Annotated in this window: 18 protein-coding genes; 13 read left to right on the top strand and 5 right to left on the bottom strand. The window is 70.2% G+C overall.

Annotation, left to right across the window (positions count from 1 at the left end):
* Nucleotides 1-15: 15 nt before the first annotated feature.
* From ODJ79_RS39205 to ODJ79_RS39180, 6 genes are all read left to right on the top strand, one after another.
* On the top strand, nt 16-621 hold the full coding sequence (locus ODJ79_RS39205) for a TetR/AcrR family transcriptional regulator (RefSeq protein WP_263028769.1): 606 nt from the start codon (nt 16-18) through the stop codon (nt 619-621).
* A gap of 2 nt (nt 622-623) precedes the next feature.
* Nucleotides 624-1,955 (top strand): acetyl/propionyl/methylcrotonyl-CoA carboxylase subunit alpha, encoded by a 1,332-nt coding sequence (locus ODJ79_RS39200; protein WP_263028768.1) that lies wholly within the window; start codon nt 624-626, stop codon nt 1,953-1,955.
* A gap of 7 nt (nt 1,956-1,962) precedes the next feature.
* Nucleotides 1,963-2,841 carry a hydroxymethylglutaryl-CoA lyase gene (locus tag ODJ79_RS39195; RefSeq protein WP_263028767.1) on the top strand — a complete coding sequence of 293 codons (879 nt, stop codon included), beginning with the start codon at nt 1,963-1,965 and terminating at the stop codon, nt 2,839-2,841.
* A 143-nt stretch (nt 2,842-2,984) separates the two neighbouring features.
* The gene (locus ODJ79_RS39190; protein WP_263028766.1) at nt 2,985-4,514 is read left to right on the top strand and encodes an acyl-CoA carboxylase subunit beta; all 1,530 of its coding nucleotides are present in this window, start codon (nt 2,985-2,987) and stop codon (nt 4,512-4,514) included.
* 16 nt (nt 4,515-4,530) lie between these two features.
* Nucleotides 4,531-5,685 (top strand): acyl-CoA dehydrogenase family protein, encoded by a 1,155-nt coding sequence (locus ODJ79_RS39185; RefSeq protein WP_263028801.1) that lies wholly within the window; start codon nt 4,531-4,533, stop codon nt 5,683-5,685.
* 100 nt (nt 5,686-5,785) lie between these two features.
* Nucleotides 5,786-8,212: an ATP-binding protein gene (locus ODJ79_RS39180; protein WP_263028765.1), complete on the top strand. Its 2,427-nt coding sequence runs from the start codon at nt 5,786-5,788 to the stop codon at nt 8,210-8,212.
* Between the two features lie 511 nt (nt 8,213-8,723).
* Here ODJ79_RS39180 and ODJ79_RS39175 read toward each other — a convergent pair.
* Nucleotides 8,724-9,212: a MarR family winged helix-turn-helix transcriptional regulator gene (locus tag ODJ79_RS39175; protein WP_263028764.1), complete on the bottom strand. Its 489-nt coding sequence runs from the start codon at nt 9,210-9,212 to the stop codon at nt 8,724-8,726.
* Nucleotides 9,213-9,318: 106 nt separating this feature from the next.
* Between ODJ79_RS39175 and ODJ79_RS39170 the strand changes: the two genes are divergently transcribed.
* The 3 genes from ODJ79_RS39170 (at nt 9,319) to ODJ79_RS39160 (ending at nt 14,812) form a co-directional block, all read left to right on the top strand.
* Nucleotides 9,319-9,897 carry a YceI family protein gene (locus ODJ79_RS39170; protein WP_263028763.1) on the top strand — a complete coding sequence of 193 codons (579 nt, stop codon included), beginning with the start codon at nt 9,319-9,321 and terminating at the stop codon, nt 9,895-9,897.
* 171 nt (nt 9,898-10,068) lie between these two features.
* Complete coding sequence (locus tag ODJ79_RS39165; protein WP_263028762.1) at nt 10,069-11,547, top strand: glutamate--cysteine ligase; 1,479 nt, start codon at nt 10,069-10,071, stop codon at nt 11,545-11,547.
* A 115-nt stretch (nt 11,548-11,662) separates the two neighbouring features.
* Entirely contained in the window at nt 11,663-14,812 is a 3,150-nt protein-coding gene (locus ODJ79_RS39160; RefSeq protein WP_263028761.1) for a PAS domain-containing hybrid sensor histidine kinase/response regulator, read from the top strand.
* Between the two features lie 14 nt (nt 14,813-14,826).
* Here ODJ79_RS39160 and ODJ79_RS39155 read toward each other — a convergent pair whose 3' ends face one another.
* Complete coding sequence (locus tag ODJ79_RS39155; protein ID WP_263028760.1) at nt 14,827-16,203, bottom strand: Hansenula MRAKII killer toxin-resistant protein 1; 1,377 nt, start codon at nt 16,201-16,203, stop codon at nt 14,827-14,829.
* A gap of 131 nt (nt 16,204-16,334) precedes the next feature.
* Here ODJ79_RS39155 and ODJ79_RS39150 point away from each other — a divergent pair, with 131 nt between their 5' ends.
* Nucleotides 16,335-17,138 carry a PASTA domain-containing protein gene (locus ODJ79_RS39150; protein ID WP_263028759.1) on the top strand — a complete coding sequence of 268 codons (804 nt, stop codon included), beginning with the start codon at nt 16,335-16,337 and terminating at the stop codon, nt 17,136-17,138.
* Here the strand turns inward: ODJ79_RS39150 and ODJ79_RS39145 are convergent.
* The gene (locus ODJ79_RS39145; RefSeq protein ID WP_263028758.1) at nt 17,135-17,431 is read right to left on the bottom strand and encodes a hypothetical protein; all 297 of its coding nucleotides are present in this window, start codon (nt 17,429-17,431) and stop codon (nt 17,135-17,137) included. The two genes, ODJ79_RS39150 and ODJ79_RS39145, sit on opposite strands and share 4 nt — an antisense overlap.
* A 365-nt stretch (nt 17,432-17,796) precedes the next feature.
* Here ODJ79_RS39145 and ODJ79_RS39140 point away from each other — a divergent pair, with 365 nt between their 5' ends.
* The 3 genes from ODJ79_RS39140 to ODJ79_RS39130 all read left to right on the top strand — a co-directional run bounded on the left by ODJ79_RS39140 (nt 17,797) and on the right by ODJ79_RS39130 (nt 19,488).
* On the top strand, nt 17,797-18,678 hold the full coding sequence (locus ODJ79_RS39140) for a helix-turn-helix domain-containing protein (RefSeq protein ID WP_263028800.1): 882 nt from the start codon (nt 17,797-17,799) through the stop codon (nt 18,676-18,678).
* Nucleotides 18,642-18,866 carry a DUF397 domain-containing protein gene (locus tag ODJ79_RS39135; protein ID WP_263028757.1) on the top strand — a complete coding sequence of 75 codons (225 nt, stop codon included), beginning with the start codon at nt 18,642-18,644 and terminating at the stop codon, nt 18,864-18,866. Before ODJ79_RS39140 ends, ODJ79_RS39135 begins: the two co-directional genes overlap by 37 nt.
* A gap of 148 nt (nt 18,867-19,014) precedes the next feature.
* Complete coding sequence (locus ODJ79_RS39130; protein ID WP_263028756.1) at nt 19,015-19,488, top strand: hypothetical protein; 474 nt, start codon at nt 19,015-19,017, stop codon at nt 19,486-19,488.
* Nucleotides 19,489-19,496: 8 nt separating this feature from the next.
* On the opposite strand, the gene ODJ79_RS39125 is transcribed toward ODJ79_RS39130, so the two are convergent.
* Both ODJ79_RS39125 and ODJ79_RS39120 read right to left on the bottom strand, forming a co-directional pair.
* Nucleotides 19,497-20,090 (bottom strand): hypothetical protein, encoded by a 594-nt coding sequence (locus tag ODJ79_RS39125; protein ID WP_263028755.1) that lies wholly within the window; start codon nt 20,088-20,090, stop codon nt 19,497-19,499.
* 94 nt (nt 20,091-20,184) lie between these two features.
* The gene (locus ODJ79_RS39120; RefSeq protein ID WP_263028754.1) at nt 20,185-21,009 is read right to left on the bottom strand and encodes a WecB/TagA/CpsF family glycosyltransferase; all 825 of its coding nucleotides are present in this window, start codon (nt 21,007-21,009) and stop codon (nt 20,185-20,187) included.
* Nucleotides 21,010-21,298: the final 289 nt, after the last annotated feature.

Below are 21,298 nucleotides of genomic sequence, written 5' to 3'. Positions count from 1 at the left end.
GGCTAGAGTGGCCACGTGACGACGGTTGACCAGCAGCAGCGACTTGGGCCGCCCGCCCCTCGGCGGCGGTCGCGGCGCGACGAGATCCTCGAGATTGCCGTGGGCCTGTTCGCGGCCCGCGGCTATCACGGCGTGTCGATGGACGACATCGGCTCGGCCGCCGGGGTGACCGGCCCCGCGCTCTATCACCACTTCGCCGGCAAAGAGGCGATGCTGGTGGCCGCCCTGATTCCGGTGAGCGAGGGCCTGCTGCACGGCGGCCAGGCCCGGGTCGCCGAACACACCGACGACCCCAGCGCCGCGCTGGCCGACCTGATCGACTTCCACGTCGAGTTCGCCCTGGCCAACCCGGCGGTCATCGCCCTGCACCTGCACGAGCTCGATCGCCTGCCGGACGAGCCGCGCCGGCAGATCCGCCGGTTCCAGCGGCTGTACGTCGAGGAGTGGGTGGTCGTGCTCGGCAAGCTCCGGCCCGAGCTCGAGCCGGCCGAGGCCCGGGTGCTGGCGCACTCGGCGTTCGGCCTGATGAACTCGACGCCGTTCCTGGGTGGCGAGGTCGACCGGCGCCGCCGGGCCGCGCTGCTGCGGGATGCGGCCGGGCACGCCCTGCTGGGCAAGTGACGATGATCGAATCGCTCCTGGTCGCCAACCGTGGCGAGATCGCGCGCCGGATCATCCGCACCGCCAAGCGTCTGGGCATCCGGACCGTCGCCGTCCACTCGGACGTCGACGCCGACCTGCCGTTCGTCGCCGAGGCCGACGAGGCGGTGGCGATCGGGCCGGCCAACCCGGCGCAGAGCTATCGCAACGCCGAGGCGATCCTGGCCGCCGCCAAGTCGACCGGCGCCCAGGCCATCCATCCCGGCTACGGCTTTCTCAGCGAGAACGCCGACTTCGCCCGCGCGGTCGAGGCGCACGGCCTGATCTGGGTGGGCCCGCCGGCCGACGCGATCGCCGCGATGGGCGACAAGATCAACGCGCGCAACCTGATGGCCGCGGCCGGCGTGCCGGTCGCGCCGGGCACGCACGACCCGGTCGCCACCGTCGAGGCGGCGGTCGAGGCGGCCGCCGGCATCGGCTTTCCGGTGATGGTCAAGGCCGCGGCCGGCGGCGGCGGCATGGGCATGGCGGTCGCGACCGACGAGGCCGGCCTGCGCACCGAGTACGACAAGGTCCGTGCGTTCGCCGAGCGGATGTTCGGCGACGGCTCGGTGCTGCTCGAGCGGTACTTCCCCCGGGTGCGCCACGTCGAGGTGCAGATCCTCGGCCTCGCCGACGGCCGGGTGATCGCGCTGAGCGAGCGGGAGTGCTCGGTGCAGCGCCGCAACCAGAAGCTGGTCGAGGAGGCGCCGTCCCCGGCGGTCGATGCCGAGCTGCGGCAACGCTTCCTGGCCGCCGCGGCCAAGGCCGGCGAGGCGGTGGGCTATCGCAACGCGGGCACGGTGGAGTGTCTGCTCGACCCGTCCACCGGCGACTTCTTCTTCCTGGAGATGAACACCCGGCTGCAGGTGGAGCACCCGATCACCGAGCTGATCCACGGCATCGACCTGGTCGAGCAGCAGCTGCGGATCGCTTCCGGCATGGAGCCAAGTTTCACGATAAATCCAACAAGCGGCCACGCGATCGAGCTGCGAATCAATGCCGAGGACCCGAAGCGATTCCTTCCCGGCCCCGGCAAGATCTCGACCTGGGTGGAGCCGGTCGGCGAGGGTGTCCGCGTCGACTCCGGGTACGTCGAGGGCAATACGGTCACCCCGTCCTACGACTCGCTGATGGCCAAGCTCATCGTCTTCGGCGCCGACCGCGCCGAGGCCATCGAGCGAGCGCGTGCCGCGGTGGCCGGTTTCGAGATCGTCGGCCCGAAGTGCAATCTGCCGTTCTTCGCCGAGCTCCTGACGAACGACGAGTTCCTGACCGGCGACTACGACACCGGCATCGTTTCCCGGATGAGGTGAGGTGCGCATGACGACGGTGAGCATTCGTGAGGTCGCGCCCCGGGACGGCCTGCAGAACGAGGAGCCGATCCCGACCGAGGCCAAGGTCCGGCTGATCGACGCGTTGAGCGAGACCGGCGTCCGGCGCATCGAGGCGGTCTCGTTCGTGCACCCGAAGGCCATTCCGCAGATGGCCGATGCGGACGCGGTATGGGAAGTCATCGCGAAGAATCCCAAGGTCAGGTATTCGGCGCTCATCCCGAACACCCGGGGTGCGCAGCGAGCCCTCGCCGCGGGCCTCCGCGAGATCGAGGTCGTGGTCTCGGCGAGCGACACGCACAATCGCCGCAATCTCAACCGGTCCACCGACGAGTCGCTCGACGACATCGCCGGGCTGATCCCGCTCGTGCACGAGGCCGGCGCCACCCTCGAGGTGATCGTGGCGACCAGCTTCGGCTGCCCGTTCGAGGGCGACGTCGACCCCGATCGGGTGGCCGGCATCGTGGCTCGGGTCCGGGCGGACGGCGCCGACCGGATCGCCTTCGGCGACACCACCGGCATGGCGACGCCCCGCCGGGTGCGTGACCTTCTTTCCGCCGTACGCCCGGACCTGCTGCACTTCCACAACACCAGGGGTACGGGGTTGGCGAACATTCTCACCGCCCTCGAGTTGGGGGTGACCGAGTTCGACGCGAGCGTCGGCGGGATCGGCGGCTGCCCGTACGCGCCGGGCGCCTCCGGCAACGTGGCGACCGAGGAGGTCGTCCACATGCTGCACGACATGGGCATCGACACCGGAATCGACCTGGACCGGCTGATCGAAACCGCGGAGATGGCCGAGAAGCTGCTCGGCCGCACGCTTCCGTCGGGCGTGCTGCGGGCCGGACCGCGTACCAGATTGGTCTGATTTTTCGACACCAAACGGACGGGAGTTTCCGCGGTCGGCGGGGACTCCCGTCCGTCGTTGGAGATCCTTGTTCCGATGCGCTACCCTAACGCTCGTTAAGGTCCTAACGGTCGTTAAGGCGGGCCAAGTTCAGGAGGCACAGGTTGACCATCGACGAGGAGGCGCTCGCCCAGGCCCGCAAGCGCGTGCTGGCCGGTGGGGCCGAGCGCTACCACGCGGCCAATGCGGCGAAGGGCAAGCTGTTCGCCCGCGAGCGGATCGCGCTGCTGGTCGACGAGGGCTCCTTCGTCGAGGACGGCCTCTTTGCCAACAGTGTCGCCGACGGCCTGCCCGCGGACGGCGTAATCACCGGCTCCGCCAAGATCGACGGCCGGGACGTCTGCCTGATGGCCAACGACTCCACGGTGAAGGCCGGCTCCTGGGGCGCCCGTACGGTCGAAAAGATCATCCGGGTGATCGAGCGGGCGTATCAATACAGCGTCCCGATGATCTACCTGGTCGACTCGGCCGGCGCGCGGATCACCGACCAGGTCGACCTGTTCCCCGGCCGCCGCGGCGCCGGCAAGATCTTCCACACCCAGGTGCGGGCCTCCGGCTCGATCCCGCAGGTGTGCGCGCTGTTCGGCCCGTCCGCCGCCGGCGGGGCCTACATCCCGGCGTTCTGCGACGTGGTCGCCATGGTCGAGGGCAACGCGAGCATGTACCTCGGCTCCGACCGCATGGTCGAGATGGTCACCGGGGAGAAGACCACGCTCGAGGCGATGGGCGGCGCCCGCGTGCACTGCGCGGAGTCCGGCGTCGGCCACTTCCTCTGCAAGACCGAGCAGGACGCGCTCGACACCGTCCGCACCTACCTGTCGTACCTGCCGTCCAACTGGCAGGAGCTTCCGCCCAAGGCGGAGGCCAAGGAGCCGGCCGGGGTCGATCTCGCCGCGTTGGTTCCGGCGAGCGAGCGCCAGGCTTTCGACATGCGGCGGTACGTCAAGGGCCTGGTCGACGCCGGTTCGTTCGTCGAGATCCAGGCCCTGTGGGCGCGCGAGCTCACGGTCGGGTTCGCCCGGCTGAACGGCGAGGTCGTCGGGATCCTCGGCAACAACTCGATGTTCAAGGGTGGCGTGCTGTTCGTCGACTCGGCGGACAAGGCAACCCGTTTCATCCAGCTCTGCGATGCCTTCAACGTGCCGCTGCTCTTCCTCTCCGACGTCCCCGGCTTCATGGTCGGCTCGGCGGTGGAGAAACAGGGCATCATCCGGCACGGCGCCAAGATGATCACCGCGGTCTCCGAGGCCACGGTGCCCAAGATCTGCGTGGTGGTCCGCAAGGCGTACGGCGCCGGCCTGTACGCGATGGCTGGGCCCGGCTTCGACCCGGACGCCACGATCGCCCTGCCCACCGCCAAGATCGCGGTGATGGGCGCCGAGGCCGCGGTCAACGCGGTCTACGCCAACAAGATCGCCGCCCTCGGCTCGGAAGAGGAGCGCGCTGCGTTCGTCGCCGAGCGCCGCGCCGAGTACGAGCGCGACATCGACATCATGCGACTGGCCAGCGAGCTGGTCGTCGATGCGGTCGTCGAGCCCGGCGACCTGCGTACCGAAATCATCCGCCGCCTCGACGCCGCTCGCGGCAAGGACCGCGGCTTCTCCCGGCGCCGACACGGCGTCACGCCCGTCTGACAGGAGTAGGGACATGGTGGACTTCCGGCTCGACGAGGAGCAGGAGGCGCTGCGCGTCACCGTGCGGGACTTCGCCCGCGAGCAGGTGGCGGCGGTCATCGCCGAGCACTACGAGAACAAGTCGTTCCCGTACGACCTGGTGCGGCAGATGGGCAAGATGGGCCTGTTCGGTCTGCCGTTCCCGGAGGAGTACGGCGGCATGGGCGGCGACTACTTCACACTCTGCATCGCGCTCGAGGAACTGGCCCGGGTCGACAGCTCGCTCGCGGTCACCCTGGAGGCGGCCGTGTCACTGGGCGCCACCCCGATCTACCGGTTCGGCACCGCGGAGCAGAAGGAGCAGTGGCTGCCCCGGCTGACCAGCGGCGAAGGGCTGGCCGCCTTCGGTCTCACCGAGCCGGGCTCGGGCACCGATGCCGCGGCGATCGCCACCCGCGCGGTGCTCGACGAGTCGACCAACGAATGGGTGATCAACGGCAGCAAGGCGTTCATCACCAACTCGGGCACCGACATCACCCTGCTGGTCACCGTGATGGCGGTGACCGGGACGAACCCGGACGGCTCCAAGGAGCTCTCCACGATCATCGTCCCGTCCGGCACCCCGGGCTTCACCGTGGCGCCCGGCTACTCCAAGGTCGGCTGGTGCGCGTCGGACACGCACGAGTTGTCCTTCGACGACGTCCGGGTCCCGGCCGGCAACCTGCTCGGCCCGCGCGGCCGCGGCTTCGCCCAGTTCCTGCGCATCCTCGACGAGGGCCGGATCGCGATCGCGGCGCTCGCCGTCGGCCTCGCTCAGGGCTGCGTCGACGAGTCGGTGCGGTACGCCAACGAGCGGCAGGCGTTCGGCCGTCCGATCGGCAACTATCAGGCCGTCCAGTTCATGATCGCGGACATGGAGTTGCGGGCGCACACGGCCCGGCTGGGCTACTACGACGCCGCGTCGCGGATGCTGGCCGGCGAGGACTTCAAGCGGTACGCGGCGATCGCCAAGCTGCACGCCAGCAACGCCGCGATGGAGAACAGCCGGTACGCCACGCAGGTGCACGGCGGCTACGGCTTCATGAACGAGTCGGCGGTCGGCCGCTTCTACCGGGATGCCAAGATCCTCGAAGTGGGCGAGGGAACCTCCGAGGTCCAGCGCATGCTGATCGCCCGCGGACTCGGCGTTTAACCAGGACATTCACCCTATTTGCTGCCAAGCCTTCGGTCCGTTTTCCGACAGGGTTGGATGTTGGCTCGCCGGTACGGAAATACGTGCATAGGTTCGCACCATGGCGGCAGACGAAGCGGGCCCGGGCGGCTCAGGCTTCGATACCCTGCTGCGTCGAAACCGGCTGCGAGCGAAGCTCACCCAGGACGAACTGGCTGCCCGCGCCGCGGTCGGGGTGCGCACGGTCCGCGACCTCGAACGCGGTCGTGCCTCCCGTCCCCAGCGCACCACGGTCGAGTTGCTCGCCGCCGCGCTCGGGCTCTCCGGCGCCGAGCGGGACGCTTTCCTCGCCGCCGCCCGCGGCCAGGCCGCCGACGAGCCGCTGCCACCCACCTCGTTCCTGCAGATCCCGCCGACCGCCGAGCTGATCGGGCGGGACGACGACGTCGCCGAGCTGGTCGCCCGGCTCACCGCTGCGGACGGGCCACGGGGCTTCACCCTGGTCGGCATCGCCGGGGTCGGCAAGACCAGCCTGGGCGTGGTGGTGGCACACCGGGTCGCGGAGGCGTACCCGGGCGGTGTCGCCGGCGTCGTGATCACCGACGGCGCGTCGATCGGTGAGATCCTCGGCAGCATCGCCGCCGCGTTCGGCGTGGGCCACCCCGACGACCTGGTCGGTCGCTTCGCCGAGCGAGCCGGGCTGCTGTTCGTCGACGCGGTCGAGCGGTCGCCGGACGCGACCACCGAGATGCTCACCCGGCTGCTCGAGCGGATCCCGTCGCTGCGGTTCCTGGCCACCGGGCGGCACCCGGTCGGTCTGCCCGCCGAGCGGGTCTGGCCGCTGGCGCCGCTGGTCGCGCCGCCGTTCGAGACGCCCAACACGCTGGCGGCGGTCTCGGCGTACCCGGCGGTGGGTCTTTTCCTGGAACGTCTCGGCCGGGTCCGCCGCACCGCGCCGGAGCCCGACGAGATCGCCCCCCTGGTCAGCCTGGTCCGCCGCCTGGGCGGGCTGCCGCTCGCGATCGAGCTGGCCGCCGCCCGCGGCCGGGTGCTGACCATCCCGGAGATCCTCGACCGGTACGGCGACCGCGTCCTCGACCTCGACCGCCCGGGCACCGCGTCGGTCACGCTGCGGGACGCCGTCGCGGCCAGCTACCGCCTGCTCAACCCGGGCGAGCAGCGGGCGCTGCGGCTGCTCGCGATGTTTCGCTACCGCTGGTCGCTGGCGCTCGCCGAGCAGCTCACCGAGGGCGCGCAGACCGACGGCGCGGACGTCGTCCACCTGCTCGACCGGCTGCTCGAGCTGGGCCTGCTCAGCGTGCGTGGCAGCCGGACGGTCCGGTTCCGGCTGCTCGAGTTCGTCCGCGACTACGCGTTCGAGCGCGCGGCCGCCGAGGGCGAGCTGACCGAGGCGCGCCGGCGGCATGCCCGAGTGCTGGCCGACCTCGCCCAGCAGATCGCGCCCGATCTGATCGGCACCGGGCTCACCGAGGCGGCGGGCCGGCTCGACGACGTCTCCGGCGACCTCGGCGCCGCGCTCGCCTTCGCGGCCGGCGAGGATCCGCACACCGCGCTGCGGATCGCCGCGGCGCTGCCGCGCTGGTGGCGGTTCCGCGGGCGGGACGTGAGCGGCCGGCAGTGGCTGCGCCGCCTGCTCGACGACCCGCGAACCGCCGACGCCGACCCGGCGACCCGGGCCTGGGCCAAGATCGGGCTGGCCCAGCTCGCGCTCGAACACGGCGCCGGCGCCGAGGAGATCGGGGCGACGACCGCGGCGGTGGCCGAGTTCGAGCGGCTCGGCTCGGTCGGCGGCCAGATCGCCGCGCACACCCAGCTGGCCGGGCTGTTCATGACCGTCGGCGGGTACGACGACGCGCGCCGGCACGGAACCGCGGCGCTGGCCCTGGCCCGCCGGACCAACAAGATCCGGGACATCGCCGTCGCCGAGAACAATCTGACCTGGCACGAGATTCGCGAGGGCGATCTGGCGGCGGCCCGGCGCCGGCTCGCCGCGGTCGACGAGCTGGCCAGCCAATGCGGCGAGGAGCGGCTGCGCGCGCTGGCGATGGCCAACCTCGCCGAGGTGGCCCGGCTGGACGGCAAACCGGAGGAGGCCGAGCGGCTCGGGTGCGGCGCGATGCCGGAACTCGAGCGGGTCGGCGACCCCAACCAGCGGCGGCGGCTGCGGGCCACCATCGGGCTGGCGCTGGCCGAGCTGGGCCGGACCGACGAGGCGCTCGCCATCCTGGAGCGGTTACGCCCGCCGGAGGACCTGCCGCCGGACGGACCGGCCGCGGTGGTCGAGGCGGCGATCGCGCTGAGCCAGGGCGAGCAGAAGCATGCGGCCGAGTGTTTCGCCCGGGCGGCCGAGGCGTACGACGGGGCGCACGACAAGCGGGACGTGGTCGAGGCGCTGGTCGGGCTCATCGTCAGCGCGCCGGACCAGGAGGATCGGGCGGTCGCGCGGCGGCGGCTCACGCTGCTGTGCGAGGCGGGCGGGATCACGCTGCTGCCCCGCGAGCGGGAGCGCCTGGCGACCGTTGGCTGACGTCTCGCGCGTGGGAGTCGCTGCTCGGGAGTCTCGCTCGGCCCTCGCGTGGTGTGGCGGTCGCGTGGTGTGGCGGTCGCGTGGTGTGGCGGTCGCGTGGTGTGGCGGTCGCGTGGTGTGGCGGTCGCGTGGTGTGGCGGTCGCGTGGTGTGGCGGTCGCGCGGTGCGGCGGTCGCGCGGTGTGGCGGTCGCGCGGTGCGGTGCGGACGGCCGGTCGCGGGCGGGCGTGTGGCGCCGTGTGGCGCGGTGTGGCGCGGACGGCCGGCGTTCGTGCCCCCCACGCGCCGGCCGTCGCAACGCCCCACCAGTAACGCGGCGAAAACAAGGCTCCCCCGTTAGCCCCGTACGTCGCCTCGGTCGCGCCGCATCCCCCTTGCGCTGATCACAGTAGCCGCGGGGCGCACACCTGCCGGGCGATATGCCCCTTTGGCGCCACACCCCGGCCTGTTCTGCCGGTACTTCTGCCGGTTTGCGGTCCCCGAAGGTGGGGACATGGTTCGGTGTAGGGAGATCAGGCCACTTCGATCGGAGCCGTGCCGCTGCCGGCGGTGGCGCACGGGTTCACCGCGTCGCGGATCTTCCGCAGCGACTCCAGCAGGCCCGTCAGCTGCTCGGGGGTGAGCTGGCCGATGAACCACTCCTGCGCGAGGGCGAGATGACCAGGAACCGCCGCCTCGAGACGCGACATGCCGACGTCGGTGATCACGGCGTACGAACTGCGACGGTCACTGACGCAGGCCTCGCGCCGGACCAGGCCGTCGCGGTCCATCCGGTCGACCACGCGGGTCACGCCGCTGGTGGAGAGGGAGGTCTGGCCGGCCAGGTCGGTCATCCGCAGCCGGCGGCCGGGCGAGCGGGCGAGGCGCAGCAGCACCTCGAACTCGACAGGGGAAAGGCGGTGCTCCTCGAACTGCGCGGCGAAGCGGGCGGTCAGGCCCGTGTAGGCCTCGGCGAACAGGCCGATCGCGGTGAAACGGGGGTCGTCCAGGTCGGTGCTCACAGCAACGATGCTAGCTCAATCACTTGACAAGTGGAATGTTGCTTGGACTATAGTTGTTTCGTCAGGCAAATATAGTTGCCCAGCGCTTCGAAAGAAGGAACAAGTCATGACCGAGTCCATCGCCAGCACCCGTCCGTTCGAGGGTTTGCAGATCCCTGCCGCCGGCACCTACGTGCTCGACGCCGCGCACAAGCGGGTGGGTTTCGTGGCGCGACACCTGATGGTCAGCAAGGTCCGTGGCCAGTTCGCCGAAGCGACCGCCACCATCACCGTCGGCGAGGACCCGCTGCAGTCGTCGGTGACCGCGTCGATCGTGGCCGCCAGCATCGAGACCGGCCAGGTCGACCGCGACAACCACCTGCGCAGCGGTGACTTCTTCGAGGCCGAGAAGTACCCGACGCTCGAGTTCCGCAGCACCGGCATCAAGTCGCACTCCGGCGCCGAGTTCGTCCTCGACGGCGAGCTCACCATCAAGGACGTCACCAAGCCGGTCGAGCTGGTCGTCGAGTTCGAGGGTGCCGCCACCAGCCCGTACGGCAAGGCCGTCTTCGGCTTCAGCGCGCACACCGAGATCGACCGCGAGGAGTGGGGCCTGACCTGGAACATGGCCCTCGAGACCGGTGGCGTCATGGTCGGCAAGAAGATCAAGATCGAGATCGAGGGCGAGGCCATCCGCCAGGACTGATTTCAGTCAGACCAATCGTCCACAGTCGAGCCGCCGTCCGCATGCTGGACGGCGGCTCGATGGTGTCTGGCGTACCCGGCTATGGGATGGTTAGGTGTACCGAGCGCACATGTTCGCTCACAGGGTGGTGATCGAAGGTTCGTTTCGTCCCTGGCTGTGCCGGGAGGGTACGTGGGCAAGGATGTGGCAACCATCGCCTTTGCACCCGAGGACCGGGTGACCTATCGGCACAAGGTGCGTCGATGTCTCGACGTGCTCGCGCAGCTGCTCGACGACGACGCGTTCGAGACCTCCTACGGGATGACCGGGCTGGAGATCGAGCTCAACCTGGTCGACGACAGCGGGCGGCCGGCCATGCGCAACGCCGAGGTGCTGAGCTACCTCGCCGACCCGACCTTCCAGACCGAATTGGGCCAGTTCAACCTCGAGCTCAACGCGCCGCCCCGACTCATCACCGGGGACGGCTTCGGGTCGTACGAGCGGGAGATTCTCGACACGCTGCGGCGGGCCGCCGACCGGGCCGCGAAGGCGGACAGCGGGATCGTGCTGATCGGCATGCTGCCCACCCTGACACCGGACGACCTGGTGCTCGCCAACCTCTCCGAAAACCATCGATATCGCCTGCTCAACGACGAGATGGCGGTCGCCCGGGGAGAGCAGTTCCGGCTGGACATCCGGGGCGTCGAGCGGTTGCAGAGCGCCAGCGACTCGATCGTGCCCGAGGCCGCGTGCACCAGCGTGCAGTTCCACCTGCAGGTGCCGCCGGACCGGTTCGCCCAGTACTGGAACGCCTCGCAGGCGGTCGCCGGGGTGCAGGTGGCGATCGGGGCGAACTCGCCGTACTTCCACAGCCGGCGGCTGTGGGCCGAGACCCGGATCGCGCTCTTCAAACAGGCCACCGACGTGCGCCCGGACGAACTGAAGGCGCAGGGTGTACGCCCGCGGGTCTGGTTCGGCGAGCGCTGGATCACCTCGGTGTTCGACCTCTTCGAGGAGAACGTCCGCTACTTTCCACCGCTGCTGCCGATCATGACCGACGAGAACCCGGAGCTGGTGCTCGCCGCCGGCGGGATGCCGCACCTGGGCGAGCTCCGGCTGCACAACGGGACGGTCTACCGCTGGAATCGGCCGGTGTACGACGTGATGAACGGCCGGCCGCACCTGCGGGTGGAAAACCGGGTGCTCCCGTCCGGGCCGACGGTGGTCGACCTGCTGGCCAATGCGGCGTTCTATTTCGGGCTGGTTCGCCAGTTGGCCGAGGAGGAGCGGCCGATCTGGTCGCGGCTGAGCTTCACCACCGCCGAGGACAACTTCCACCGCGGGGCGCGGGACGGCATTGCCGCGGTGATGAACTGGCCGTCCTTCGGCGAGGTGCCGGCGACCGAGCTCGTGCGAACGGAGCTGCTGCCCAAGGCGTATCGCGGGCTGGACCGGCTCGGCGTCGATCCCACCTGTCGGGACCGGCTGCTGGGCGTGATCGACGAGCGGTGCCGGGTGGGTCGCAACGGGGCCAGCTGGCAGACCGAGGCGGTCTGCACGGCCGAGGTGCGGCGAGGTCTGTCCCGCCAGGCCGCGCTGCACGACATGTTGATGCGCTACTGGGCTCTCCAGCAGAGCAACGAGCCGGTGCACACCTGGCCGACCGACTGAGTGCGGCGGCCGAGGTGCCGCAAACGGACGCGACACCCCTGGCGTAGCTGCGAGGCTACTCAATGTGAGGGCGCGTCACGAAGCACGGCCGACTCCCCTGGTGATGGTCCAGCGGGTGGCCACCGGCAGCGCCATCGCGATCGGGTTGCTGGTCCTGGCCGGTCACCCGCTGAGGTCGGTGACGCTGGTGGCCATCGTGCCGGGCTGGACGCCGACGACGTGGGCCACCGCGGTGCTCGCCATCGGCGCCGGGTCGGCGCTGTGGTTGCTGGCCCCGCCCTCGGCCGGGCCGACCCGGCGCGTCGCCGGCCGCGTGCTGGCCGGGTTCGTCCTGGTGGGCACGTTGCTGATCCTCTTTCGGCGGGGTACGGCGCTGTCGCTGCCGTTCCTGTCGATCACCGACGGCAGCTCGGCGGCCTTCGGCTACGTCATGCACGGCCGGCCGCCCGTACGGTCGGCGATGGCGCTCCTGATGATCGGGCTGAGCCTGCTCACGCTCGACCTCGACGCCCGGCACGGCCATCGCCCCGCCCAACTGCTCGGAGCCGCGGCACCGCTGCTGGCCGGCGTGACGACGGCGGCCGCGGCGATCGGCGAGGTGTCGGCCGTGCCGGAAGCCAAGATCTCCCCGATGCCGGCGCCCGCCGTTCTCATCCTGGTCGGGCTGGGCGTCGGTGTCGTCACCGCCCGGCCGCGCGGCCTGACCGTTCAGGTGTTCGGCAGCCCCTACGTCGGCGGCCGCACGGTGCGCCGACTCATCCCGGGGCTCTTCGCGGTGGTCGTGCTGATCGGCGGCGTGATGTCCTTCATCGGCCGCACCAAGCGTCCTATCGACGGGTTGATCGTCGTCACGGCGGTCACCGGGATGCTGGTCTGCCTTTACTGGCTGCTGCTCAGCGCCGGTAACCTGCTCAACGAGGCCGACGCTCAGCAGCACGCGCTGATCGACGAGCTGCGCGACCAGCGGGAGTTCAGCGACACCGTGCTCAGCTCGCTGGTCGAGGGCGTTGTCACCGTGGCGCCGGACCGGACCATTCTGAGCGTGAGCCCGCCGTGGTGCCAGATGACCGGCTACTCGGCCGACGAGATCATCGGGCTGAAGCCGCCGTACCCGTGGTGGCCGTCCGGCGAGATCACCGAATGGCGGGAGGTGCAACTGGCCGCGTTCACGGCCGGCACCGTGACCGAGTTCGAGGCCGACATCCGCCGCCGCGACGGAACGCGGATGCCGTGCCTGATCACCGCCCGGCACGTGCAGGCGGTCGGCGAGCGCGGCCGCATACTCGTGGCGACCTACCGCGACGTCACCGAACGGAATCGGAACGAGGCCGACCGCCGCCGGATGGCCCGGCAGCTCGACCACTTCTTCACCATGTCCCGCGACCTGATGTGCATCTCCTCCGGTGACGGCTACTTCGTACGGGCGAACCCGGCCTGGGAGCACACCCTCGGCTACTCGATCGACGAGCTGGTCGGGCGGCGGTTCATCGAGTTCATCCATCCCGACGACCACCAGAGCACCATCGCCGTCGCCGCCCGGCTGGCCGCCGGGCAGAGCCTGTCCGTCGGCTTTGACAACCGCTATCGCACCCGGGACGGCGGCTACCGCTGGCTCAGCTGGACCGCCTCCCCCGCCGACGAGGAAGGCACCATCTACGCCGTCGCCCGCGACGTCACCGAACGGAAGAAGGCGGACGAGGCGCTCGCCTCGGCCCGGGACGAGGCGCTGGCCGCCGCACAGCTGAAGTCGCAGTTCGTCGCCATGGTCAGCCACGAGATCAGGACCCCGATGAACGGCGTGATCGGCTTGACCGCGCTCCTTCTGGACACGCCGCTCGACGCGGCGCAACGCCGCTACGGCGAGGCCATCCGCAGCTCCGCCCGGGCCCTGCTCACGATCATCAACGAAATCCTCGACTTCTCCAAGATCGAAGCAGGCAAGCTCACCCTCACCATCAGCGACATCGACCTCGGCAACCTGATCGAGGAGGTTGCCCAGGCGGCATCCGCCGCCGTCGGCAACAAGGACCTGGAAGTCATCGCCTCCTACCCGCCCGGCCTGCCCGCACGGGTCCACGGCGACGAGGGACGCATCCGGCAGGTCCTGCTCAACCTGGCCGGCAACGCGGTCAAGTTCACCCGAAACGGCCACGTGATCATCCGCCTCGACACCGCGGCCGACGACGGCGATCGATTCACCTTCGCGGTCACCGACACCGGCATCGGCATCGACCAGGCCCGCATCAGCCACATGTTCGAGCCCTTCACCCAGGCCGACGCCTCCACTAGCCGCGAGTTCGGCGGCACCGGACTCGGCCTGGCGATCAGCCGGCAACTCGTCGAGCTCATGGGCGGACACCTCGAAGCCGAGAGCGCCCTCGGCCGCGGCAGCCGATTTCACTTCACGATCAACCTCACCGTGCCCGCCGGCAGTGAACTACCGCCACCACCCGACACCCTGACCGGCCGCCTGCTGTTGGTCGCACCCCAACCCGCCACCCGCCAGTTCCTCACCGAACACCTGCACCACTGGGGACTGATCACCACGACCGTCACCACCGCACAGCAGGCGCTGGCCGAGCTTGCCCGGACCGCCGCCGATGGCCCGGGGTTCGACCTGGCCGTCATCGACGACCTCCCGCCAGAGCTGGACGGCGCCGCACTGCTCACCGCGATCACCAGCGATCCGGCTCTCCCCCAACCCGCCTGCCTGCTGCTGACCCGCGACCCGGCCTCGGTGCGCTCGCACGACATCGCGGGCCGCACCGCCGTGCTGGCCAAACCGGTCGGCTCGGCGACCCTGTACCACGGCCTGGCCGCCCAGCTGCGGCCCGCCGACGAGGACGTCCGTCCCGCTAGCCCGGCCACCCGGGCCACGCCCCGCAAACGTGTGCTGCTCGCCGAGGACAACGAGATCAACCAACTGGTCGCCGTCGGCACGCTCAACGCGTTCGGCTACGACGCCGACATCGCGCGCAACGGTGTCGAGGCCGTCGAACTCGCCAGCAGCCACGAGTACGAAGCCATCCTGATGGACTGCCAAATGCCCAAACTGGACGGCTATCAGGCCACCACCCAACTGCGTAACCAGGAACCCGCCGGGCGGCATATCCCGATCATCGCCCTGACCGCGGGCGCCCTGCACGAGGACCGACGCCGCGCCCGGCAGGCCGGCATGGACGACTTCCTCGCCAAGCCCCTCAACCCGGACGAACTGCGGGTCACCCTGGAACGCTGGACCAGCCACGAGCCGAGCGCCGGCTGACCGGCACGGCAGGTCTAGGGGGTCGGGCGCTTGGGGTTGATCTGTGCCACGGTGGGAGCGGTCGGCGGGGGCGTGACCCTCGATTTCGCCGACTCGGGCTCGGCCTGTTCGGGGATCGGGGCCCCCTTCTTACCGCGCAACCGGCCGGGGCGCGCGGCGGCCGCGATCTCCGGGTCGGGCTTGCCCTCGGCCCTCGGGGACGGCATGCGCTGCGCGCCCGGGTGGCCGGAGAGCGGCGTCGGTGCCTTGGGCGGCTCGGTCACCGGTTTGGGCGCCTTGGGCGGATCGGTGAGCGCGTCCGGGCTGCGCGTCGCCGAGGTGCCGACCGGGCTGGGCTTGGGGGTGCTCGACGGCGTCGGCTCGGGGCGCGGGGCGGGTTTGGGTGTCGCGCGGCCGGTCGCGGGGGACGGGGACTCGGGGGTCCGGGCTCGGGCGCCCTTCGTGCCGGCGGGAAGCTGCTCGGTGGGCTCGTCGTCCCCGGACCCGGCGGCGGGCTCGCCGTACCCGATGGTGTCGATCTCGCCGGTCGGGGTGAGGAAGGACTTGGCGACGGCGACGGCGAGCGCCGAGCCGGCCAGGCCGGACAGCACGGCGTAGGGGGCGATCAGGTACGCCGACTCGATCGGGCCGGGCGTGCCGGTCAGACGCGGGGAGAGAGCCAGGAACGAGACGGCCACCAGCAGCGGGCCGACCGCGCCGGAGATGGCGGCACCCAGGCCGACATCGCCGCGGCGGACGGCCGGGATCACGGCGATCAAGCCGATCGCGAAGGCGGCAGTGAGGGTCAGCAGGGCGCTCGGCCAATAGATGACGCCGTAGCGTGTGGCCGACGTCTCGACGAACTGCCAGCTGGTCAGGTATGTGGCGGTCTCCCGGCCGAGGACCAGCTCGACGACGATCGCGGTGATCGCCAGGGCCCACAGCCAGGCCGCGGTGGCGACCAGGTTGGCGGCCACCGGGCGCGACCAGACCGCCCAGAAGGCGACCACCACCCCCAGGGCGACACCGAGGAGCGCGTAGCCCGCGGCGATCAGCTGCGGCGAGTGCGCGTCGAGGCGTACGGCTGCCCGGGCCGGAAGCGCGATCAGCGCGACGGCCACCAAGGCACCGACCCCCGCGGAGATCGCGAGAGCCAATCGCCACGGCCAGCGTGCCCGCATGCCCTGCGCCCCGCCCAGCCGGCTGGCGATGACCGCGCCGAAGACGGTCGCGCTTGCGGTGATCCAGGTCGCCCAGCCGAGACTGCCCAGCCACTCGCTGCGATCCTCGGCGACGGTGACCGGCCAGACGATCACGCCCAGGCCGTAGCCCAAACCGAGTTGCGCGGCGCCGGTACCCGCGGCGACACCGGCCGCGGTGGCGACCCGTCCTGTCCAGCCCTTGTCGGCCATGCCCGGCACTGTAGCGGTCACTTCCTATACCTGCTAATCATCGGCGGTGGTGATAACGGGGAGCGTAAGCGACATGCGCCCGCAAGATTGGATACGTTGACCCGGGCGGGTGACGACGCGGAGGAGCGGCCATGTCCGAGGAGAGCGACGAGACGCGGCGCGTCCCGCCCGCGGACGCCACGCTGCCCGGCAAGCCGCTCGACGACACGGTCGCGGACGGTGCGCCGCCGGTCCCCGCGAGCGACGACACGGTCGTCGACGGTGCGCCGCCGGTCCCCGCGAGCGACGACACGGTCGTCGACGGTGCGCCGCCGGTCCCCGCGAGCTCGAATGACGACTGGTCGGTCTGGTCGGGGCGGGCCGAGGTGCGCTCGCCGCGTCCGGGCCCGTCGATGTACGACACCGACTGGTCGGACGGGCCGCACCCGCCCACGCCGGGGCAGCGGGACCGGTGGTGGATGCCGATCGTCGTCGGGATCGTCGTGTTGCTGCTGCTGGGCGTGCTGGCCTGGGCGATCTACGTGATCGTGCAGAACTCGAGCGAGCAGCCGTCGCCGGTCACGACGACGCCGCCGACGACCGTGGCGACGACCGCCGCTTCGTCGCCGGCGCCCAGTACGGCGCCCAGCTCGCCGCCGTCGACCGAGCCGTCCACGATTCCGACCACGACCGCCACGACGCAGGAGCCGACGGCCGCGGTGACGGTGCCGGCGTTGCGCGGGTTGCCGTTGGCGGAGGCGCGTGTGGCGCTGAGCCGGACCGGGCTGCCGTATCGGGTGCTCTACCGGAACAGCACGGCCGCGCCCGGGACGGTGATCGACAGTGATCCGGCGGAGGGGCAGGAGGTACCACCGGACACGAGAGTCACCATCGTGGTGGCGCAGCAGAGCGACGCCACCACCACGCCGGCCGGGACGGCCACCGCGACCCGCTAGCGATTCGTGCGGGACTTGGTCGGGATGTTTCCGGTGGCCATGCCGGGCTGACGGGCGTTGCGGGCCCGGGGGTCGGGCGCCTTGCCGACCGCGCGCAGGCCGCTCACCTGCACGAAGATGGAGCGCCGCTCGACCGCGTCGCCGGCCATGTTGAGCTCGTAGCCGTCAAGCCAGATCCAGCCCTCGTACGTCGGCCATTCGTGGACCCGGATGACCCGGAAGAGCATCGGCGCCGCGAATTGGACGCTCGCTGCCTTCGTCACCTGTATGACATCACCGGACCGAGGAAGCACGTCATCTCCTGCCCTTGACACGAAAGCACTTAGTGTGCCCGGTCTTGACTCCATTGCAAGCTCATGACAATGCCAATCGTCAAAAGCGTTGCAGAACGTTACCGCTGCCGATCTGCCGAACGTCGTAAAGTGGATCAGTCCACCCTGGACGAACGGATGACCGGACCCCCCGCGAACGGCGCCGTAACAGCGCGCTGAGCCGGACTCGGCCGCATCACCCGGAGGTGCGCAGTGACACGAGCCATACCAAAAACATTGCACCACGAGTCGTGTCGATGCAAGTTGCATGTACGTCTTCCGTGATTGTTGGTCTTGTCGGACGTGTTGTGTTGAACGATTAAATGATCGACAGAGAGACTGAAGAAGTGAATCAGCGCCGGAGTCCCACGATTCGTCGGCGTCGTCTCGGCGTCGAGTTGCGCCGGCACCGCGAGGAGGCGGGCGTGACGATCGACGTCGTGGCGGATCGGATCGGCTGCTCGCCGTCCAAAGTGTCCAGAATTGAGACGGGGCATACCAGTGCTTCGCCGAGTGACGTTAAGAACATATTGGACATATACGGTGTAGATGATGCGATTAAGGCCGAACTTGTCCACATCGCGGGAGAAGCCCGGCAAAAGGGTTGGTGGCACCCATACTCCACCGTCCTGACCAGTGCATATGTCGGTCTTGAGGCGGCCGCGCGGTCGATCTGGGCGTACGAGCAGCACGTCGTCCCCGGGTTGCTGCAGAGTGAAGAGTACGCAATTGCCCTGATTCGTGGTGCCCGACTGGATGACACCGAGCAGGAAATCGAGCAGCGGGTCCGTGTCCGAATGCAAAGACAAGCGTTATTGATTCAGGACGATCCGATCGATCTTCGGGTGGTGCTCGATGAGGCGGTGCTGAGTCGGCCGGTCGGCGGCGAGCTGGTCATGCTTGATCAAATGAAGAGATTGATCGACGTGGCTCGTCTGCCGAACGTGGCGTTGCAGATCTTGCCGTTTGCGGCCGGCGCCCACGCCGGCATGGACGGCTCGTTCGTGATTCTCGAGTTCGAGGAGGAGGGAGACGCGGATGTGGTGTTCATCGACAACGCGACCGGCGGACTGTTCCTCGAGAAGGCCGAGGAGCTCAGCAAATACGTCCCGATCTTCGACACCGTCCGGGCGGCGGCCCTCCCCCCGGAGGAGTCCATCGAGATGATTGAAACGCTGGTAGAGGAGCCATTGTGGAAGTCGAAGCGAAGGGTTTCCGGGTCGACCTGACCCGGGCACAGTGGTTCAAGAGCACGCGTAGCGGTCCCAACTCCGACAACTGCGTCGAGGTGGCATTCGTCGACGAGGCGATCGTGGTCCGGGACTCCAAGAACCAGGACGGCCCGGTACTGCTCTTCACGGCCGACGAATGGGACGCGTTTGTGGGCGGCGCCAAGGACGGCGAGTTCGACCTCTGACCTCGCAGTACGCCGGATAACGGCCGGTCTGCCCGCCGCGCGGGTGGGCCGGCCGTAGTCATTTCTGTGCTCGCGTCGTTGAACGGCACAAGCGCGGACCGGTCCGCGCCGACGGCCGGACATCTCCGAGCGAGGCAAGGCAGACAATATGACCATTGGTTCCGAAAACCTCAGCAATGGCTCCGCGACGGCGCAGGACCGGTTCAGCGGCGGAGTGAGCGCGTATCGGCAGACCCGGCGCGACGCCGGGCTGCACGGCGACGTGAGCGAGTCCGAGCTGATGTCGCGGGCCGTCGGCTCCGGACTTCCCACCAGGTCGCCCGGCCGGTCGCACAGCATCGAGCCGACCCGGTCGCACAGCATCGAGCCGACCAGCGCCCTCGACCGGGCGCCCCGGCTGCCCTCACTCGACCTGCAGGGACTGACCGAGCCGGTCTTCTCGTCGTCCGGCTGGCCGGACTCGGAATCCAAGTCGATGGCCGACCACCCGCTGCTGCGCGGGCTGCTGATGGAGCTTCCGGCGCGCGGGCAACTGCCGCCGTCGGACTGGCTGGACCGGTGGTTCGAGGCGGCCCGATCGATCCTCGAGCTGCTCTATGTGCAGGAGGCCAGGCGAAACTGAGGTCGCCGCTACCGGGAGGTCGGCACGCGCGGCCGGTTGCGGCCGATCGGGGCCAGCGCCAGCAGACTCAACCGGCTGTGACGCACCGCGGCTCGTACGCCGATCGCCACCACGGTCGCGCCCACCACGGTGATCGCGATGTCGGCCGCGTCAGCGCCGGGAACCGACACCAGCCGGGCCGCGACCGGCAGACCGGCCAGCGCCGCCAGACCAGTGACCTGCATCGGCACCAGCACAAGCGGGTGCGCGGCCGCCGCCCGAAGGGCCGGCGGCACCGGCGTCTGCGGCGCGGCCGTGAAGGCGCCGGCGCCGCGACGAACCTGACCGAGACGGCGTACGCCGAGGGTCAGCACGATCAAGCCGGGCACGGCCGGGAACAGCGCGGCGGCCGGCGCCGCGGACGAACCCGGCACGATCCAGGCGACCAGGGGCACCGCAACCAACACGGCGGCGCCGGTCGCGACCAGTGCGGTCAGCGTGCCGGCCCGGCGGCGCAGCTCGCGCGCCGTACGCGCACCCGGCAGGGCGTCGGCGACCAGGCCGGCCGCGAGCCAGGCCGCGGCGAGCGCGCCGGCGAGGATGGGGTCCGCTGCGATGTCCACATCGACAGCCTTCACCCGTGGCCGGATTACCGAAACCGGGTTATCACCGGACCCGGGTGCGAGGGGTGTCCCCTAGTGGTCCCGGATTCCTGGCCTAGACGGCGAACTTGTCCAGCGGGTCGGTGGCCGGCGGCGGCGGTGTGGCCTTCCACAGTCCACTCTTCTGCGCGGCCAGCCGGGCCAGGTAGGCCGGGTTGAGCAGGACGTAACGCCGCCACAGGCGCTTGGGCTCCAGGCCGAGCCGCCACAGCCACTCCAGCGCGTACTTCTGCATCCACGGCGGCGGGTTCTTCAGCAGGCCGGCGTGGTAGTCGAAGGCGGCACCGACCGCGAGCAGCGGCATGTCGAGGAGCGGGCGCATCGCGTACGCGAAGACCTCCTGCCGCGGGCAGCCGAGCCCGACCAGCACCACACGGGCGCCAGACGCCTTGATCCGTTCGGCGATCTCGGCCGGCTCGCCGCTGTGCGAGGCGCGGAACTTGGACGCCTCGACGCCTGCGATCTTCAGCGCCGGGAACATCCGCTCCAGGGCCGGCACCAGCCGCTCCAGGGTGGGTTCGGTCGACCCGTACAGATAAATCGGAAGGCCCTCGGCGGCGGCCTGCTCGACGACCTTGAGCGTGAGCGTCGGCCCGTAGACACGATCGGTCAGGCCGGCGTGGTGCACCAGGTTGAGCGCCCAGCGCACCGGCTGCCCGTCGGGCGTCACCAGATCGAACGAGTTGAGCCGGGCATTGTGCGCCCGATCCTGGACCCCGGTCATGACGCCGTGCACGGCCAGCGCCGTCACGGCGAAGCCGCGGCGCTCCCGCGCGGCCTGCATGATCCGCTCGGTGGCATCCCGATAGTCGGTGATGTCGACCAGAACACCCAGAACGCTGCGTTTGCCCTGTCCAACACCCGCACGTGCGACCGTCACGACTACGACACTCCAGGATCCGAGACCAGAAAGCCAGCCGCGAGCATAGCCCCCCACCCTCAGAGTCAACCGCGACAGCCAAGCCCGAATTGCGACCATGTCAGCCGTTTTTCACCCGTCAGGGCCCCAAGCCGACTCACCGTTAGAGAAGCGTGACCAAGAACCCACAGTGACCACACCGACCAGAACCCAGGTGTTGATCGGCCCGCGATGTCACGGTCACGTGACAAGCCCCACCCGCCCAGCGTGAGTTAACGCACCGTGGGGGTTTCAGGGGGCTCGGCCCCCT

The organism is Actinoplanes sp. KI2 (assembly GCF_025630775.1).
Taxonomy (GTDB): domain Bacteria; phylum Actinomycetota; class Actinomycetes; order Mycobacteriales; family Micromonosporaceae; genus Actinoplanes.
Note: the sequence above shows the minus strand (reverse complement) of the source record. Positions and strands in the feature narration are given on the sequence as shown.